This is a genomic window from Staphylococcus sp. 510, from assembly GCF_057219715.1.
On the sequence record NZ_JBXVVK010000001.1, the window covers coordinates 24,908 to 43,049 of the forward strand.

Here is an 18,142-nt window from a genome sequence, read left to right on the forward strand (position 1 = left end):
ATATCAATTCGCTATTGCAGATCACTTTAAATGAAGCTTTTTAATATTAAAAAATGAGAAGTTTATGTTTGATATTTTAAAGAAGTTTTTCAATTTCATTTTCTAATTGTGCCGGTTTCTTCTGAGGAGAAAAACGTTTAACTACATTACCGTCACGATCAATTAAAAACTTAGTGAAGTTCCACTTAATTTTTTCATTAAACATCCCTTGTTGTGCATCAGTAAGGAAGCGGAATAACGGATGTTGATGTTCTCCTTTAACATCAATTTTTTGATGGATAGGGAATGTTACACCGTAATTTAATTTACAGTTTTGAGCAGCTTCTTCACCCGATCCAGGTTCTTGACCACCAAATTGATTACAAGGGAAGCCTAAAATAATAAATTTTTGATCTTTATATTTTTCATAAAGCTTTTGTAACCCTTCAAATTGTGGTGTGAAACCACATTCACTTGCAGTATTTACGATTAACATCACATAATCTTTATAATCTTCTAACTTATATGTTTCTCCTGTATTCTTTTCTACAACGAAGTCATATATAATTTCCATAAGATCACCCTTTCGAATTAATTACAATTTAACATAATATTGACGAATAGTCTTTATATTGGCACTATGATAAAATATTTAAGAACTAAATTAAAAGGGAGATGTATATCATGGCACAGCTATCAACACATGATACAAAGAAAAAATTAGAAACGGCTGTACTAATCGGTGTACATGCTCAAAACGATAATGAATTTAATTTTGAATCGACAATGGAAGAATTAGAAGCGCTATCAGAAACATGCCAATTAAATGTTAAAGGTCAAATCACTCAAAACCGTGAACAAGTTGATCACAAATACTATGTTGGTAAAGGTAAAATTGAAGAAATTCAAGCTTTTATAGAATTCCATGATATAGATGTTGTTGTGACTAATGATGAATTAACGACAGCTCAATCTAAAACATTAAATGGCAATTTGGGCATAAAAATTATCGATAGAACACAGTTGATTCTTGAAATTTTTGCATTAAGAGCAAAAAGTAGAGAAGGTAAGCTACAAGTAGAATTAGCACAATTAGATTATTTATTACCACGTTTACAAGGACATGGTCGTAGTTTATCAAGGCTTGGTGGTGGCATTGGTACACGTGGTCCAGGTGAAACGAAGCTTGAAATGGATCGTCGACATATCCGTACAAGAATGAATGAAATCAAGCATCAATTACAAACTGTTGTTGAGCACAGAGACAGATACCGTAGTAAACGTGAACAGAATCAAGTCTTTCAAATAGCATTAGTAGGATACACTAATGCTGGTAAATCATCATGGTTTAATGTGTTAGCTAATGAAACAACATATGAACAGAATCAATTGTTTGCAACATTAGATCCTAAAACACGCCAAATACAAATCAATGAAGGATTTAATTTAATCATTTCAGATACAGTTGGATTTATTCAAAAATTACCTACAACGCTAGTAGCTGCATTTAAATCAACTTTAGAAGAAGCTAAAGGAGCAGATTTACTCTTACATGTGGTTGACGCAAGTCACCCAGAGTATCGCTCTCAATATGATACTGTCAATCAACTTATTAAGCAGCTAGATATGGATCAAATTCCTCAATCAGTGATTTTTAATAAAAAGGATCAATGTCCAAGTAATATGGACCTACCAGTTTCTGAACAACCTTATGTATTTGTTTCAAGTAGAGATGAATCAGATAAGGATAAAGTGAAAAATTTATTAATCAATCAAATTAAGCGTAGTTTAACGTATTACGAGGAGACAGTACCGAGTTCGGATGCAGACCGACTCTATTTCTTAAAACAACATACACTCGTCAGTGAACTCAATTTCAATGAAAAAGACGAGTCTTATGAAATTAAAGGATATAAAAAAATATAAAAAGGAAGTTAGCAAGATGACAGATATGAGAAGTCTTATTGAAGATGTAGAATCTACATTGACACCGTACTTTAAAGATATTGAACGCATTGCTTTGATTAATCAAGAAAAGGTATTAGATGCGTTTCATGCAGTTAAAGCTACAGAAAGTGATTTATTAGGAACAACTGGCTATGGATATGATGATTTTGGACGTGATCATTTAGAAGAAATTTATGCAAGAACATTTAAAGCAGAAGATGCCATTGTAAGACCTCAAATTATTTCTGGAACACATGCCATTACCTTGGCTTTACAAAGTAATTTGAAATACGGTGATGAATTATTATATATCACGGGTAGTCCATACGATACATTATTAGAAGTTATCGGAGTAAACGGCAATGGCATTGAGAGTTTAAAGGAACATGGTGTTTCATATAATGAAGTAGCATTAGCAGAGGGTAAAATTGATATACCTAACGTTCTAAATGCAATTAATGATCGAACTAAAGTCGTTGCTATCCAACGTTCCAAAGGTTATGATCAACGACCTTCAATACCTGTTGATGAAATTAAAGAAGCGATTTCGGCAATTAAAGCACAATATCCGAATGTCATTATCTTTGTCGATAATTGTTATGGAGAATTTGTTGAAGAACAAGAACCTACAGAAGTTGGCGCTGATATAATTGCAGGTTCACTCATTAAAAATCCTGGTGGTGGATTAGCTAAAATAGGCGGCTATATCGCTGGTAATAAGGATTTAATTGAGCGTTGTGGTTATAGATTAACTGCACCAGGTATTGGTAAAGAAGCAGGCGCATCTTTAAATTCATTACAAGAAATGTATCAAGGATTTTTCCTAGCACCTCACGTCGTCAGTCAAAGTTTAAAGGGCGCTTTATTCACGAGTCTGTTACTTGAAAAATTAAATATGACTACAACACCTAAGTATAACGTTAAACGTACAGACCTAATCCAAACTGTTACATTTGAAACAAAAGAACAAATGATATCATTTTGTCAAAGTATCCAACATGCATCGCCAATCAATGCACATTTTAGTCCAGAGCCGAGTTACATGCCAGGTTATGAAGATGATGTTATTATGGCTGCGGGTACTTTCATTCAAGGTTCCTCAATTGAATTGTCTACTGATGGCCCTATACGTGAACCGTATGAAGCATATGTTCAGGGTGGTTTAACATATGAACATGTTAAATTAGCTGTTACACGTGCAGTCACTCAATTAAAAGAACAAGGACTTGTTTAATTTGATATTGGGAGTGGGACAGAAATCATAAAGAACCACTAATCATTGATGATGTAGTGGTTCTTACGCATTAGCCACAGCTAATGTGTACTTTAAAATAGGAATACATGAGTGAAACTCATTCATAAGAAATACTAATTTTTAAAGAAAAAGTATTTCTTTAGCGTTGTCCCACCCTGTTTCAGCTTGTTTTATCAGAAAATTTTAAAATTTATTCAGAAATTTTGTGAATGTTGTTACGTGGTGGTATTTCAATGCTTCTAAAATGCAGTCATATCAATGGTTTTACTTATCATGTCAGAAAACCTAACATATTTTTGTAATCTGAGCTAAACTATGCTAAATTAAGTACAAGTTCAAAAGTGGAGGAGATGTTAGCGATGTCTAATGATTCTATTAGAAGAAACATGGCTGTATTCTCCATGAGTGTAGTCAGTAAATTAACAGAATTAAGTCCAAGACAAATTCGTTATTATGAGACACATGAACTTGTTAAACCGGAAAGAACTGAGGGAAATAAGAGATTATTTTCGCTGAATGATTTGGAAAGATTATTAGAAATTAAATCTTTAATTGAAAAAGGCTTTAACATTAAAGGTATTAAACAAATTATTCATAAACAAGAGAATCACTTATCATCAGACGAACATGAAACTAGAAAGAAAATGATTGTAGATGCAACTCAAAAACCATACGGTGAAACATTGCCGATAAATCGAGGAGACTTATCCCGATTTATAAAATAAAATTTGGAGGATTTCAAGTATGCCAAAACGTAGTTTTACAAAAGACGATATTCGTAAGTTTGCTGAAGAAGAAAATGTGAGATATTTAAGATTACAATTCACTGATATTTTAGGAACAATTAAAAACGTTGAAGTACCAGTAAGTCAATTAGAAAAAGTATTAGATAACGAAATGATGTTTGACGGATCATCCATCGAAGGTTTCGTACGTATTGAAGAATCAGATATGTACTTACACCCTGACTTAGATACTTGGGTTATCTTCCCATGGACAGCTGGTCAAGGAAAAGTTGCACGTTTAATCTGTGATGTATTCAAAACAGATGGTACACCATTCGAAGGTGACCCTCGTGCCAACTTAAAACGCATCTTAAAAGAAATGGAAGATTTAGGTTTCACAGACTTCAACTTAGGGCCTGAACCAGAATTCTTCTTATTCAAGTTAGATGACAAAGGTGAACCTACATTAGAATTAAATGATGATGGTGGTTACTTCGACTTAGCACCTACGGATTTAGGTGAAAACTGCCGTCGTGACATCGTTCTTGAATTAGAGGACATGGGCTTTGATATTGAAGCAAGTCACCATGAGGTTGCGCCAGGTCAACACGAAATTGACTTTAAATATGCAGATGCAGTAACAGCATGTGATAACATCCAAACATTCAAATTGGTAGTTAAAACAATCGCTCGTAAACATAACTTGCATGCAACATTTATGCCAAAACCATTATTTGGTGTGAACGGAAGCGGAATGCACTTCAACGTATCATTATTTAAAGGTAAAGAAAATGCATTCTATGATCCAAATGGCGACATGGAATTAACTGAAACAGCGTACCAATTCACTGCAGGTATTCTTAAAAATGCACGTGGATTCACAGCAGTATGTAACCCATTAGTAAACTCTTATAAACGTTTAGTACCAGGTTACGAAGCGCCATGTTATATTGCATGGAGTGGTAAAAACCGTTCACCATTAGTACGTGTACCTTCATCAAGAGGTTTATCTACTCGTATTGAAGTACGTTCAGTTGACCCAGCAGCTAACCCTTACATGGCATTAGCAGCAATCTTAGAAGCAGGATTAGACGGTATCAAAAACAAATTAGAAGTTCCTAAACCAGTAAACCAAAACATCTATGAAATGAATCGTGAAGAACGTGAAGCTGTTGGTATCCAAGATTTACCATCAACTTTATACACTGCGTTAAAAGCAATGCGTGAAAATCCAACAATCAAAAAAGCGTTAGGTAATCATATCTATAACCAATTCATCAATTCAAAATCAATTGAATGGGATTATTACAGAACTCAAGTTTCTGAATGGGAACGTGAGCAATATATGAAACAATACTAAAACGCTAAACAACATTGGGGAATGTCGTTATATCAAGGGCTAGAGCAATTTTGCTTTAGCTCTTTTTTGTATGATGGCGTGAACAATACAATTTATGTAGAATCGTGTTTAGATTGTTGTCCACTTATTGTCCACCTCTCTCGATAAAAATGAAATAAAAGAATTTTTAATGAACTTAAGACAATTAACTTTTATTATAAATATCATTGAGGGAAGAAATAAAAAAGTTAGTATGACTCTATTATAGTCGTAGTGAACGAAATGATAATTTAAAAATAAGAACGCAAAAATAGATGGATAATAGATATCAAATAATTAATATAAAATAAAAAGAAAGGTAGACATTAGTTATATATTTACTGATGTTATGGTAAATAATTATGAAAGTAACGATTACAGTAAGGAAAACGACAAAACAAGAGAAATTAGATTTTTTAAAAGGGGCACTTCTCTTAATTGGAATTATACTTTTAATAAAATATTTAATTTAGTTTTAATAAGTAATATGAACATTGAACTATTTGGAAATGCTTTAATTTAAATTTTGCCATAAGTGAATACTGTATTTAGACCAAGACGTATCTAATTAGATACGTCTTTTTAAATGTAAAAAGTGATAAGATCTCAAAGACATCATACAAAACGAAATCTTTTCTCATGTAATGACTAAATTAGAACGTGTCACGAGTCATGTCGTTATTCGTGGTCGTCATCCAAATGAATTCGTATCTGAATTTAAAAAACAAACGCAATCTACTACGTATAACGCTAGTCGATTGTTAGTAACCGAATCAGCACGTGTACAAACAGAATCACAAAAGATAGCTTATCTTAAAGATTTAGGCGAAGATGGCGAATATAAATATGTTGCCAAAATAGATAGTAAAACATCTAAATTATGTCATTCACTCAACGGAAAAATATTTAAAGTTAAAGATATGATACCAGGTGTGAATGCGCCACCTATGCATCCTTGGTGTAGAAGTACCACAGTGCCACATGTCGGCAGTTGGCGATACAAGTTCTTTAAAGAGCGTGAAGGTAAGTATCAAGTAGAACAAAAAGAAGAAAATAACGAGCTTAAACAAGCTAAAGTGTTAGGTAAGAAAATTAATATTACTGATCAAGCGATTGATAAAGTAAGATACGTTGATATTCCAACACATACCAAAGAAGAAAATCAATTTATACAAGAACAACATAAAGCCTTGCTTAAAGACGCCAAAGAAAACAATGATAGCAATGAAGTAGCTTATTTATTAAAAGATGGTAAAGTTACAAAAGTATATGGTGATCAAGATAGTGTATCTTTTGCACCAGGGGAAAAAGCAACAGAATTGTTATTTAACAGTAAACCTAATACAATTATTATGTTACATAACCATCCTGGGCAGTCTAGTTTTTCTCTTACAGACTTGTATTTATTTATATTTAATAATTCTATTAAAACACTGACAATTGTTACAAATAAAGGTCAAACAAAGTACTTAACTAAGACAAAAGAATATTGCAAATCAACTTGTATTGATTGTATTAAAAAATAAAATAAAAATAAGAATATAAAAAAATTCAATCATAAGGATATTGATATGATTCTAAAGAGATTATATAATAGTGGTAACATAATATATAAAGTTAGGTGATTAAAATGTATTTTGCACAGTTAGATGGTGAAATAACTAATAAACAGTCACAAGAATTATTGGATGAAGAATACAAGAAAGCAATAGAATTAGAAAATAAGAATAAAGAACAAAAATTAGAAAAATAGCATCCTTTCTACATAAAAATATAGAAAGTGGTGCTATTTTTATACATTTTTTTAACCTTCCAATGTGAAGGTTATTTTTATTGTCCAAAACGTGCTGATGACAATTAAAAGATTTAAGTGAAGATGGCGAATATAAATATGTGGCTAAAATAGATAAGAAAACGTCTAAGTTATGTCATTCAATCAACGGCAAAGTATTTAAAGTTAAATAAATGATTCCAGGTGTAAATGCGCCACCTATGCATCCATGGTGTAGAAGTACCACAGTGCCACATGTAGGGAATTGGCGAGAGAAATTCTTTAAAGAGCGTAAAGGTAAATATCAAGTAACCAATGAAATATTCGAAAGAGAAAAATTACAAGAAAAAGCTAAAAAAGAAATGCTTGAAATGATAAGTAATGGTAAAATAAAAGTAGAAATTAATCCTGAAAAACAAAATAGACATATGTTAGGTCATAAGCTATATGAGAAATATAAAACTAAGAATTTTTTAGTAGGAAAACGAATACCTAGTTATACAATACTAAAAAGTGATGAATTAAATAGATTGTTAATCCAAAAATTTGGTGCTGGACGATTGATTACTGATAGTGAAGGAAAATGGAAAAATAAAGAAGTAATCAATTTTGGTCAAATTATAGGGAAAGACTATATAAATGGAAAATTTATAAAAACGCAATGGGGTACAGTTCATTATTCAAAAACTGGTAGCCACATTGTTCCAAATGGAAAGGAAGATAAGAATTGAAATTATGGACTTATATTGGTAAAAAAGTAATTTTAGAATTAACTGATGGCCAAAAATTTAGTGGAAAAATTACAAATTATGATGATGAAATAGATAACGAAAGCAGAGAAGACTCTATACATTTAGATGATGGAAACGCTCTATATGATTTTGATGAAAGTCAGATTAAATATATTAAAATATTAGAATAAACATCTAATCGTAAGAAACTATAGTGGTGCTATTTTTATACCCAATTTTAACCTTCCAATGTGAAGGTTATTTTTTAATGTCCAAAACGTGCTGATGACAATTAAAAGATTTAAGTGAAGATGGCGAATATAAATATGTGGCTAAAATAGATAAGAAAACGTCTAAGTTATGTCATTCAATCAACGGCAAAGTATTTAAAGTTAAATAAATGATTCCAGGTGTAAATGCGCCACCTATGCATCCATGGTGTAGAAGTACCACAGTGCCACATGTAGGGAATTGGCGAGACAAGTTCTTTAAAGAGCGTAAAGGTAAATATCAAGTAGAGAATAAAGTATCTGAAAAAGAAAAATTACAAGGAAAAGCTAAAAAAGAAATGCTTGAAATGATAAGTAATGGTAAAATAAAGATGAAATTGAATAATGAAAAACAAGAGCGTCATATCTTAAATACAAATGCATATATTAATAAGAAAAATAATTCATCTTACTTACCAAGTTATATTACAATAGATTCTAATGAAATAGAAAAGTTGACTAAAAAAGAATTTATTGATATTCCTGTTTTATTTGATGATGAAGGGAATTTTAGAAAAAAACAAGTTATAGATTACAAAAAGATAATAGGTAAATCATATGTGAATGGAAAGTATATTGAAACGAATTTAGGTAAAGTTCATTATTCTAAAACTGGATTTCATGTAGTTCCATATATTAAAAAGGAGTGATTAAATATGAAATTACAATCATACTTAGGTAAATCAGTTAAATTAACTCTTACTAATAATAAAGTATTGATTGGAAAAGTGATTGACTTTGATGATAAAGTTGATAATTTCGATAATTATGATTCAATAGAAATTGATACAGGTAGTATTTCATATGATATATCAGAAAATAAAATTAAAACTATAGTTTTAAACACATAACTTTTTTTCTACACAGATAAATAGAAAGTGGTGCTATTTTTATACCCAATTTTAACCTTCCAATGTGAAGGTTATTTTTTAATGTCCAAAACGTGCTGATGATATTTAAAAGCAAGTATGGAATAACAGTCGACAGACTATAAACGGAGGTATATCTCATGGAGAATAATCAAAGTAATATTACTGAAGAACCTAAGAACAATGAGGAATTAAACAACAGTGATGAACAATCACAACAAACTGAGAAAACTTTTTCTCAAGAAGAAGTATCACAAATACTTAAAGACCGTTTGACCAGAGAACGTAAGAAGTCAGATGAACGTATTAAAGATGCTGTTCAAGAAGCTGAGAAATTAGCCAAGATGAATCGTGATCAGAAGACTCAATATGAACTTGAAAAAGTTCTGAAAGAAAATCAAGAACTTAAAGCAGAAAAAGCTTTGAATCAAATGAAAGAGGAAACACGATTAATGCTTAAAGAAGCTGGTGTTGACAATGTTGATGACCAGGTAGTCTAAAAAATGTCTTCTGTGAACATATAATAAAAGCACCACTCTCTTAAAGAATGATGCTTTCAAAATACTTATCTATATCAATTCTAATAATCGATTAACATTTTCTTCAGTTGTGGCCCAACTTGTCGCAAATCTTACAACTCGATGTTGATCATCATATTTTTCCCAAACGGCAAATTTTACTTTTTGTTTTAATTCATTAATTTTATCGTTACTTAAAATGAAGAATTGTTGGTTAGTGGGTGAATCAAAATATAGTCGATATCCTTATTTAAGGAAACCTTCTTTCATTTTATTGGCCATTTCTATCGCATGGCGGCTAATTTTGAAATATAAATCATCTGTAAATAATTCAAGAAATTGTATGCCGGTTAATCGTCCTTTAGCTAAAAGGGCACCATGATGTTTAATACGTGTCGTAAAATGTTTGGGTTCGTTCTGCTTCGTAAATACAACTGCTTCTCCACATAATGCACCGATTTTAGTTCCACCGATATAAAAAATATCACAGAAATTCGCAACATCTTCAATAGTCATATCTGATTGATCACTCATCAAACCATAACCTAAGCGCGCACCGTCCATAAAAAGGGGGAGATTATGTTTTCGGCAAACGTTAGATAGTGCTTCTAATTCATTTTTTGAATATAATGTACCGTATTCAGTAGGATGGGAAATGTATACCATACCAGGAAAGACTATATGATCACGTTTAAAATCACTATTAAATGTTTCAATATAATCTTCAACACCGTTGGCAGTGATTTTTCCTTCTGATGAAGGGATTGTCAGTACTTTATGTCCACTATATTCGATTGCGCCACCTTCATGTACTGCAACATGACCTGTATCTGCTGAGATAACACCTTCATAGCTTTCTAACATGGAGTTAATCACGACTTGATTTGTTTGCGTACCTCCTACTAAAAAACGAATCGTTGCATCAGGACATTTAATTTTATGTTTAATTTGTTGGATAGCTAGATCCGTAAATTGGTCAAAACCATATCCTGGAGCCTGAATTCGATTTGTTTCAATTAAACGTTGTAAAACTTTTTCATGTGCACCTTCTAAATAGTCATTTTCAAAAGATAACATTTACTTTCCCTCCAATATTACAATGAATTACTTTCCTTAATTAGTTAGATTATTCTGATAACTAAGATGGATGAATATATTATATCTTATTTTAAATATATTTCAAATATATTCCGAGCAATATAATGTCAAAATATATTTAATTCCTTTTCTCGCTTTCGCTATTTATTGAATTATTTTTGGAAAAGCCGTATCATTTAATCAATAAAAAGAAAAGGGGATTAGAACATGGAACAAATTAAATTTAAGACTTTTACAGAAAGTAGTTTAGAAAAATTAGAAAGTACTTTAAATGAATTTTTAAAATCAGAAGAAGGGGCAAATTATCGTTTGTTAAATGTTACAATTAAACAGACTGAAGAACAAAAGTTTCCAAATATTGAGGAAGATTTCACTGCTTTTGTGACTTTAGTCAAAAATGAGTCAAATTAAAAGATAATATGTCGTTAGGAGTATATGTTTATGGAATTAAAGTTTTCTCATGATTTGGGTATGCTTTTTACGATATTACTTGCAATAGGTTTTGTAATTAATGTTGTTTTAGCATTTATTATTATATTTTTGGAGAGAAACCGACGTAGTGCAAGTTCTACATGGGCGTGGTTATTTGTACTATTTGTATTACCTTTAATTGGTTTTATCCTTTATTTATTCTTTGGACGTACAGTGTCTAAACGTAAGTTGGATAAAAATAATGGTAAAGAATTAGATGCCTTTAATGAACTTATTGATAAACAGATTAAGGATTTTGATGAACACAATTATGGTACTGATAACGAATTAGTAGCGAAACACCATGACCTAGTACGAATGTTACTTATGAATCAAGATGGATTTATTACTGAAAATAACCAACTTGATGTTTTTACAGATGGTCATGAATTATATGATCAAATGTTAGAAGATATTCGAAATGCTAAAGATTATATTCATTTAGAATACTTTGGCTTCGAATTGGATGGCTTAGGTAAACGTATCATCAAAGCATTAGAGGAAAAACTGAAAGAAGGTTTAGAAGTCAAATTATTATATGACGATGTCGGTTCTAAAAAAGTTGGAAGAGCTAATTTTAAACACTTTAATGAACTAGGCGGAGAAGTAGAGGCGTTTTTTGCTTCTAAATTACCTATTATCAATTTTAGTATGAACAACCGTAATCACCGTAAAATTGTAGTCATTGATGGACAAGTTGGCTATATAGGTGGCTTCAACGTTGGTGATGATTATCTTGGTTTAGGTAAATTAGGTTATTGGAGAGATACGCATTTTAGAATTGCTGGAGATGCAGTTGATGGTTTACAAACTCGATTTATGATGGACTGGAATTCACAAGCACATAGACCACAATTCGAATATAACGATAGATATTTCCCGAAAAAGCATGTGCAAGATGGACATGTACCTATGCAAATTGTGGCGAGTAGTCCAGCAGAAGATTGGCATCAAATTGAATTTGGTTATACTAAAATGATTATGAAAGCGAAAAAGTCGATTTATATACAAACGCCTTATTTTATTCCAGATAATTCATATATCAATGCTTTGAAAATGGCAGCAGCGACTGGTATTGAGGTACATTTAATGATTCCTTGTAAGCCAGACCATCCATTTGTTTATTGGGCAACATTTGCGAATGCGGCACAATTATTAGAAAGTGGTGTCCATATTTATACATATGAAAATGGATTCCTACATTCTAAAGTATGTTTAATTGATGATGAGGTCGTGTCAGTCGGTTCAGCAAACATGGACTATAGAAGTTTTGAATTAAACTTTGAGGTTAATGCATTTGTGTATGATAAAGATATGACTAAAAAAATTAAACAAGCTTATAAAGAAGATATTAAAAAGTCAAAAGAATTAACAATAGAAGGCTATAGAAATCGTTCATTAACAATTAAAATTAAAGAAGATTTAGCTAAACTTATTTCACCAATTTTATAATAAACAAAAAATCTGTCACTAATGGTGGCAGTTTTTTGTTTATTATAAGTATATTATGTAAAGTATGTGACAAATGTCATATCTAAATAATGACAAACGCTACTATTTTGAGTTATACAAACTTGATATTCTGTATTCAACTCAAAAAAGAGGTGGTATAAATGATAAAAATAAATCATTTAAGTAAACAATTTAACAATGTCAATGTACTTGAAAATATTAACTTAAATATAGAAGATGGGATTTGCACGGCACTCATTGGCAAGAATGGGGCAGGAAAATCAACATTAATCGATATTATTATTGGTAATAAAGCAATGGAATTTGGTGAAATTATTGATAAACATAGTTTAATTAATAGAAAATATATGGCTGTTTTATATCAAAAAACACATTTTCCAAAATTAGTAAAAGTAAAAGAGTTATTTAATTTATATTGTAGTTTATACCAAGAGCATATTTCTAAAGAGGATTTTATGAATATCACTAACTTTGACGAACAATTGTTAAATCAATGGGCTTCAAAGCTTTCTGGTGGACAACAAAGAATTTTAGATTTTGCCTTAACAGTTACAGGTAGACCAAAGTTACTTATATTAGATGAGCCAACCACTGCAATGGATATTGAAACGAGAGAACATTTTTGGAAAATAATCAATCGATTTAAAAGTGAAGGTATGACCATCTTATATACCACACATTATATAGAGGAAGTAGAAAGAATGGCTGATCAAATTGCTTTATTAGAAAATGGTCATATTAAAATTAAGGGGGATATAAATAAAATAAAGTCTTTAGAAAAAGCATCTTACATATATATTCCACTTAAATATAAAGATGAAGTTCAAAAACTGGCTGTTAATTTTATATTCAAAAAATTAGAACAAAAGTTCGAAATTAAAACAAAACAAGTCAAGGACATATTAATTGAAATGATGAATCAGAATATTGATTTAAATGAAATTGAAATATATAAATCATCTCTATTAGAAGTGCTATTTAATAAGTCGAATATCAGTGAGGAGGAAATATAATGCTAATGTCTTATTTTACAATCGAATTTAAAGTTCTACTTAGGAAAAGATTATATTTAATTATGTCCATATGTTTACCACTATTTTTTTATCTTTTATTCACTTCTATATTAGATTTGCCTAAATCTGAAAGAATAATATTTTATAAGGAATATATGTATAGTATGGTAGTATTTAGTTGTATGAACTTTTGTTTGATTTCATTTCCTGTTGATATGATTGAAGAAAGAACAAATGGGTGGTTTAAGCATCTTATGACCACACCTCTCAATATAACGTCATATTATTTGGTTAAAGTTAGTAAGACTACTTTTCAGTTTTTATTAGCTATTGTATTAATATTTGTAGTAGCACATTTTTATAATAACGTAAATATGGAAATGATAAAGTGGATAAAATCTGCAGTTATATTATGGATAGGTGCTAGTTTGTTGTTAACATTAGGTTTAATTATTGCTCAATTTAACGATACTCAAAAAGCAAGCAGTATTGCTAACTTAATAGGTATAGGATTAGCGATTTTAGGAGGTTTATGGTTCCCAACTAACACATTTCCTAATTGGTTACAAACTATTTCTAAATTAACACCTACTTATCATCTTAAACATTTGGCTTATCGTTTAAGTAAAGGTGATAGTCTCGATTTTACTTCTTTTGGAATAATATTTTTTTATAGCGTGATATTTTTAATTATCGCAATACTGATTAATAAACAGAAAGCAGTGGATTAATATGGCAAATGTATCCGTTTGGACAAAAATTGGAACTAGAATAACTCCTTTAATTTATTTGATTTTTCCGATATTAAACCTTATCGATTACAGTATTGACAGACCCAAATTGGAATATTTACTGATTCTAATCATTTTTGCAATTGATTATATCACAATTGTCTTTTACTATAATCACATGAGTGATAAAACACTATATACACTGTTTCTGATTCACTATATATTATTAGATTATTTTGTTATATGTAAACAACCAATGAATGCATTATTTTTCTTCTTTAGTGCATTTGCTATTCCTTTCATGTTGAAAAAAGGATTTAAGTCTAAATATTTTATTACATTTGTTATTGCGATGATAGTAACACTAGGAATCACTTTTATTTTTATAAATGAAGCAACATTACCTCTATCAATTTATTTTGTGGTCATTTTTTTAATGTGTGTAGGGAATATTTATGCTTTAGAAGAGCGTAAAATGAAAGAAAAACTTACAGAACAGAATAAATACATTAATATTCTAATAGCGGAACAAGAAAGATCACGTATAGGACAAGATTTACATGATACGTTGGGTCACGTTTTTGCAAGTTTAACATTAAAATCAGAGCTAGCTATGAAACTGATTGATCAACAACCAACTAAAGCTAGAGATGAAATAGAATCAATCAATGAACTATCAAAAGACACGTTAAAAAAAGTGAGAAATATAATAGAAAATCTTCAAACGCCTTCATTTCTAGAAGAAGTCAAAGCTGTCTCGACAATTTTAAAAGATGCTCAAATTGATTTTGCTTTTTCTAACACACAAATAGTAGCATCTTTAAATCCAGCTAAACAGGCTTTAGTATCCATGATTTTAAAAGAGGCGATAAATAATATAATTAAACATGCTAATGCAACTGAAGTTAAAATTAATTTAAGTGATTATCAAAATTGCATTATTTTAACTATCCAAGATAACGGTATAGGAATGAATAATAAAGATAAAGAAAAGCTTGGTAGTATTCGGAGTAGAGTAAATTATTTAAACGGAGAACTAAATATTGAAAACCACAATGGAACTAAGCTAACAATCTGTGTACCTAGAGGTGAAATGATGTGATTACAATGATTATAGCTGAAGATCAACATATGCTTAGAAAAGCAATGGTACAACTTATAGAATTAAATGATGATTTGAAGGTATTAGCAGATGTAGGAAATGGTAATGAGGCATTAGAGTTAATAAAAACATATAAACCTGATATTGCAATACTAGATATAGAAATGCCAGGTAAGACAGGTATTGAAGTCTTAGCAGAATCTAAAACTTTAAAATTACAGACCAAAATTATTATTGTTACAACTTTTAAAAGACCAGGATATTTTGAAAAAGCTGTAGCAAATGATGTAGATGCATATGTTTTAAAAGAGCGATCCATAGATGAATTAGTAAATACTATTCAGAAGGTAGTTAAAGGGAAGAAAGAATATAGTGATAGCTTGATGACATCATTAATTACGTACACCAATCCATTAACGCACAAAGAACAAGTTGTCTTACGAGAAATCGGTAATGGATTAAGTAGTAAGGATATTGCAGATAAATTATATTTATCAAATGGAACAATACGTAATTATACCTCATCTATTATTGATAAACTTGAAGCAGAAAATCGTTTTGATGCTTGGAAAATTGCCACAAATAATGGGTGGATATAATTAGCTTGGTTGTTTATCAACATGTTCTGAAAGTAATTTTAAAATTTCAATTGCTTTATAAGTTGGTGTTTCAATGCTTAAAGTATGATCGAATGTATGATTTTGGGGTGTTTTAACTTTATAAGTAATTTCATAGCTATCAATGATGCAATCTATAATTTCCATAATTTCCCCCTCCTAAAAATTTTATTGAATTAATTGTTTTATTAATTTTTATATACCACAAATTTTACAAATTATTCCTCTAATATTCACATAAATGTTACAAAATAAATATTTTTTTGAAATGAAAAAAGGCCATTGAATTTGATTTCAATGGCACGCTTTGTTTATTATTGATATTTCATAAAATTAATTGCTATCGTTTTCTTTTTTCCATGAAATTAGTAATTAAATAAACGATAAATCCTACAAAAATCCCTAAAAATAATGCAACTACGGCAGAAACTATAGTTGGGAATTTAAATACAACTTGCATTACAATACCTATTATAACTGCCACAATGACTGCTATAAGTGTGACTCTATTCTCACTAGACATATTGTTAATTCACTCCTATCATTGATTATTATATCATGGTCATGCTTGTTTAAAAATTTTTATTTAGTATTGACGCTATGATTATTATTCATTATGATTAGTCAGGATAAATAAGTAAGAATGGGTGACATCAATGAAATCGAAAAAGTCTTTATCAACACTCGTGTTGGTAATCATAGTTGTTTGTGTATTATTGTTTCAATTTATTAATCATACTGGACCATTTAGTGGATCTAAATCTGAAAATACTAGCACAGAATTAAAAGGAAAGGAAAAAGTCCATATTGATAGGGTAGTTGACGGTGATACATTTGTAGCAAAACAGGGCAACAAAAATATTAAAGTGCGTTTAATTGGTGTTGATACGCCTGAAACAGTTAAACCGAACACACCTGTTCAACCTTATGGTAAAGAAGCTTCAAACTATAGTAAGAAAACTTTAACCAATAAAGATGTATATCTTGAATATGATAAAGAAAAAAATGACAGATATGGTAGAACATTAGCATATGTATGGCTAGATAAAGATCATATGTATAATAAAGAACTAATTGAAAAAGGTTTAGCAAGAGAGAAGTACTTTGCGCCAAATGGCAAGTATAGAGATGTATTTAAAAAAGCTCAAAATGAAGCTAAGAAAAACAAAGTTAATATTTGGAGTTAATATATAATAAAAAGGCCAATACATTTATGAATATCATTTCATAAATGTATTGGCCTTTTATCATATCAATTTTAATTAAATTGTTGTGTAACTTGTTCAACTTGATCTTTAGTTAGTGGATGTTTAGATAAACTTACTGCATCGCTAATCACTTTTTCAAGTGATGATTTAGTTGAAACTGTGTCTACATATTTGTCGCTTTCTTCAGAACCTTCGATAATATTGACAGTTCCATCATTAAAATACACCACACCGATACTTTGAATTTTGAAATTAAACTGTGACTCGATTTGGTCTTTTAATGCTTTAGCGTTATTAGCAGCTTGTTGGTATGGATCATAATCATAAAATTCATAAATCACTCGATTATCTTGAAGCATTTCAATAAATGTATAGACACCTTCACGAGTAGTATTGAATTGTTTATGATACTGTTCACTAATATAATGTCCAACTATTTTATCTCTATTTAGAGGTTGTTGGTCTAAATTAATATGCTTATCAGGCACATCAAAATGATAGAAAGTTTTTTGGTTCCAATGTTTAACATCAACATTGATTAAACCGACATCAGTAACAATAATGAAATCAAATGATCTTACATAATCAAATAATGGATGTTTAGTGGCAAGGTTACTCGTTGCTATAATGTTATATACATTTAATTGACCACTTTCCACAAATTGATCTAAGATACCTCGTAAATCACGCTTAGCATTTTTGAATGCATGTGGGCTAATGCCTTTGTTGGTACTTAGCATTTGATTTTTTAAAGAAAGATTTTCCTCACTTAAAGCTGAATTTTTGGCTACGATTTGATTTTTTGCATATTCTTCAGTTTCAACTCTACTTTTTAAATACTGTTGATTCAAGAAAAATGCGATAATCAAAACAATGATGATAATTATTAGAATTATCGATAAAGTTGACATAATTTTCACCCGAATCTATTTAGATTTAAACAGTAATGCATATGTATGATAGTGATATGAAATATTAATTTTTATG

General features: G+C 30.2%; 19 protein-coding genes and 5 pseudogenes. 19 read left to right on the top strand and 5 right to left on the bottom strand.

Features of this window, described 5'->3' with window-relative positions:
• Positions 1 to 76: 76 nt before the first annotated feature.
• On the bottom strand, positions 77 to 553 hold the full coding sequence (locus tag AC2D8K_RS00110) for a glutathione peroxidase (RefSeq protein ID WP_484697764.1): 477 nt from the start codon (positions 551 to 553) through the stop codon (positions 77 to 79).
• A gap of 110 nt (positions 554 to 663) precedes the next feature.
• Between AC2D8K_RS00110 and hflX the strand changes: the two genes are divergently transcribed.
• The 12 genes and pseudogenes from hflX (at position 664) to AC2D8K_RS00170 (ending at position 9,424) form a co-directional block, all read left to right on the top strand.
• Positions 664 to 1,905, top strand: coding sequence for a GTPase HflX (gene hflX, locus AC2D8K_RS00115; RefSeq protein WP_002451267.1), 1,242 nt, complete (start codon positions 664 to 666; stop codon positions 1,903 to 1,905).
• Positions 1,906 to 1,921: 16 nt separating this feature from the next.
• On the top strand, positions 1,922 to 3,160 hold the full coding sequence (locus AC2D8K_RS00120; protein ID WP_484697767.1) for a methionine gamma-lyase family protein: 1,239 nt from the start codon (positions 1,922 to 1,924) through the stop codon (positions 3,158 to 3,160).
• Between the two features lie 380 nt (positions 3,161 to 3,540).
• Entirely contained in the window at positions 3,541 to 3,906 is a 366-nt protein-coding gene (locus tag AC2D8K_RS00125; protein ID WP_002451269.1) for a MerR family transcriptional regulator, read from the top strand.
• A 19-nt stretch (positions 3,907 to 3,925) separates the two neighbouring features.
• Positions 3,926 to 5,266, top strand: a complete 1,341-nt coding sequence (gene glnA / locus AC2D8K_RS00130) for a type I glutamate--ammonia ligase (protein WP_002451270.1) — start codon at positions 3,926 to 3,928, stop codon at positions 5,264 to 5,266.
• A 674-nt stretch (positions 5,267 to 5,940) separates the two neighbouring features.
• Positions 5,941 to 6,810 (top strand): annotated as a pseudogene (locus AC2D8K_RS00135) (minor capsid protein); the annotation flags it as partial.
• Positions 6,811 to 6,914: 104 nt separating this feature from the next.
• The gene (locus tag AC2D8K_RS00140; RefSeq protein ID WP_002451272.1) at positions 6,915 to 7,037 is read left to right on the top strand and encodes a hypothetical protein; all 123 of its coding nucleotides are present in this window, start codon (positions 6,915 to 6,917) and stop codon (positions 7,035 to 7,037) included.
• A 104-nt stretch (positions 7,038 to 7,141) separates the two neighbouring features.
• Positions 7,142 to 7,786, top strand: a pseudogene (locus tag AC2D8K_RS00145) (polymorphic toxin type 50 domain-containing protein); the annotation flags it as partial.
• The gene (locus AC2D8K_RS00150; RefSeq protein WP_002451274.1) at positions 7,783 to 7,977 is read left to right on the top strand and encodes an LSm family protein; all 195 of its coding nucleotides are present in this window, start codon (positions 7,783 to 7,785) and stop codon (positions 7,975 to 7,977) included. The pseudogene AC2D8K_RS00145 and the gene AC2D8K_RS00150, both read left to right, overlap by 4 nt.
• Before the next feature lie 101 nt (positions 7,978 to 8,078).
• Positions 8,079 to 8,705 (top strand): annotated as a pseudogene (locus AC2D8K_RS00155) (polymorphic toxin type 50 domain-containing protein); the annotation flags it as partial.
• 6 nt (positions 8,706 to 8,711) lie between these two features.
• Positions 8,712 to 8,906, top strand: coding sequence for a hypothetical protein (locus tag AC2D8K_RS00160; RefSeq protein ID WP_002451276.1), 195 nt, complete (start codon positions 8,712 to 8,714; stop codon positions 8,904 to 8,906).
• Between the two features lie 64 nt (positions 8,907 to 8,970).
• Positions 8,971 to 9,089 (top strand): annotated as a pseudogene (locus tag AC2D8K_RS00165) (hypothetical protein); the annotation flags it as partial.
• Positions 9,065 to 9,424, top strand: a complete 360-nt coding sequence (locus AC2D8K_RS00170) for a capsid assembly scaffolding protein Gp46 family protein (protein WP_002451277.1) — start codon at positions 9,065 to 9,067, stop codon at positions 9,422 to 9,424. The pseudogene AC2D8K_RS00165 and the gene AC2D8K_RS00170, both read left to right, overlap by 25 nt.
• A gap of 69 nt (positions 9,425 to 9,493) precedes the next feature.
• Here AC2D8K_RS00170 and AC2D8K_RS00175 read toward each other — a convergent pair.
• Positions 9,494 to 10,519: pseudogene (locus tag AC2D8K_RS00175) on the bottom strand (threonine aldolase family protein).
• Positions 10,520 to 10,747: 228 nt separating this feature from the next.
• Here AC2D8K_RS00175 and AC2D8K_RS00180 point away from each other — a divergent pair.
• The 6 genes from AC2D8K_RS00180 to AC2D8K_RS00205 all read left to right on the top strand — a co-directional run bounded on the left by AC2D8K_RS00180 (position 10,748) and on the right by AC2D8K_RS00205 (position 15,929).
• Complete coding sequence (locus tag AC2D8K_RS00180) at positions 10,748 to 10,951, top strand: hypothetical protein (protein ID WP_002451279.1); 204 nt, start codon at positions 10,748 to 10,750, stop codon at positions 10,949 to 10,951.
• 30 nt (positions 10,952 to 10,981) lie between these two features.
• Positions 10,982 to 12,463 carry a cardiolipin synthase gene (gene cls / locus AC2D8K_RS00185; protein WP_002451280.1) on the top strand — a complete coding sequence of 494 codons (1,482 nt, stop codon included), beginning with the start codon at positions 10,982 to 10,984 and terminating at the stop codon, positions 12,461 to 12,463.
• A gap of 161 nt (positions 12,464 to 12,624) precedes the next feature.
• Entirely contained in the window at positions 12,625 to 13,497 is an 873-nt protein-coding gene (locus AC2D8K_RS00190; protein ID WP_002451281.1) for an ABC transporter ATP-binding protein, read from the top strand.
• Entirely contained in the window at positions 13,497 to 14,228 is a 732-nt protein-coding gene (locus AC2D8K_RS00195) for an ABC transporter permease (RefSeq protein ID WP_049424822.1), read from the top strand. The genes AC2D8K_RS00190 and AC2D8K_RS00195 overlap by 1 nt, the downstream gene beginning before the upstream one ends.
• Before the next feature lies 1 nt (position 14,229).
• A complete protein-coding gene (locus AC2D8K_RS00200; protein ID WP_207023924.1) occupies positions 14,230 to 15,330 on the top strand; it encodes a sensor histidine kinase in 1,101 nt (366 codons plus the stop codon).
• Complete coding sequence (locus AC2D8K_RS00205; protein WP_002451284.1) at positions 15,327 to 15,929, top strand: response regulator transcription factor; 603 nt, start codon at positions 15,327 to 15,329, stop codon at positions 15,927 to 15,929. The genes AC2D8K_RS00200 and AC2D8K_RS00205 overlap by 4 nt, the downstream gene beginning before the upstream one ends.
• Here AC2D8K_RS00205 and AC2D8K_RS00210 read toward each other — a convergent pair whose 3' ends face one another.
• Positions 15,930 to 16,094, bottom strand: a complete 165-nt coding sequence (locus tag AC2D8K_RS00210; RefSeq protein WP_002451285.1) for a hypothetical protein — start codon at positions 16,092 to 16,094, stop codon at positions 15,930 to 15,932.
• A gap of 193 nt (positions 16,095 to 16,287) precedes the next feature.
• Positions 16,288 to 16,470: a hypothetical protein gene (locus AC2D8K_RS00215; RefSeq protein WP_002451286.1), complete on the bottom strand. Its 183-nt coding sequence runs from the start codon at positions 16,468 to 16,470 to the stop codon at positions 16,288 to 16,290.
• A 133-nt stretch (positions 16,471 to 16,603) separates the two neighbouring features.
• Here AC2D8K_RS00215 and nucI point away from each other — a divergent pair, with 133 nt between their 5' ends.
• Positions 16,604 to 17,134 carry a thermonuclease NucI gene (nucI, locus tag AC2D8K_RS00220; protein WP_002451287.1) on the top strand — a complete coding sequence of 177 codons (531 nt, stop codon included), beginning with the start codon at positions 16,604 to 16,606 and terminating at the stop codon, positions 17,132 to 17,134.
• 71 nt (positions 17,135 to 17,205) lie between these two features.
• On the opposite strand, the gene AC2D8K_RS00225 is transcribed toward nucI, so the two are convergent.
• The gene (locus AC2D8K_RS00225; RefSeq protein ID WP_002451288.1) at positions 17,206 to 18,066 is read right to left on the bottom strand and encodes a hypothetical protein; all 861 of its coding nucleotides are present in this window, start codon (positions 18,064 to 18,066) and stop codon (positions 17,206 to 17,208) included.
• Between the last annotated feature and the right edge of the window lie 76 nt (positions 18,067 to 18,142).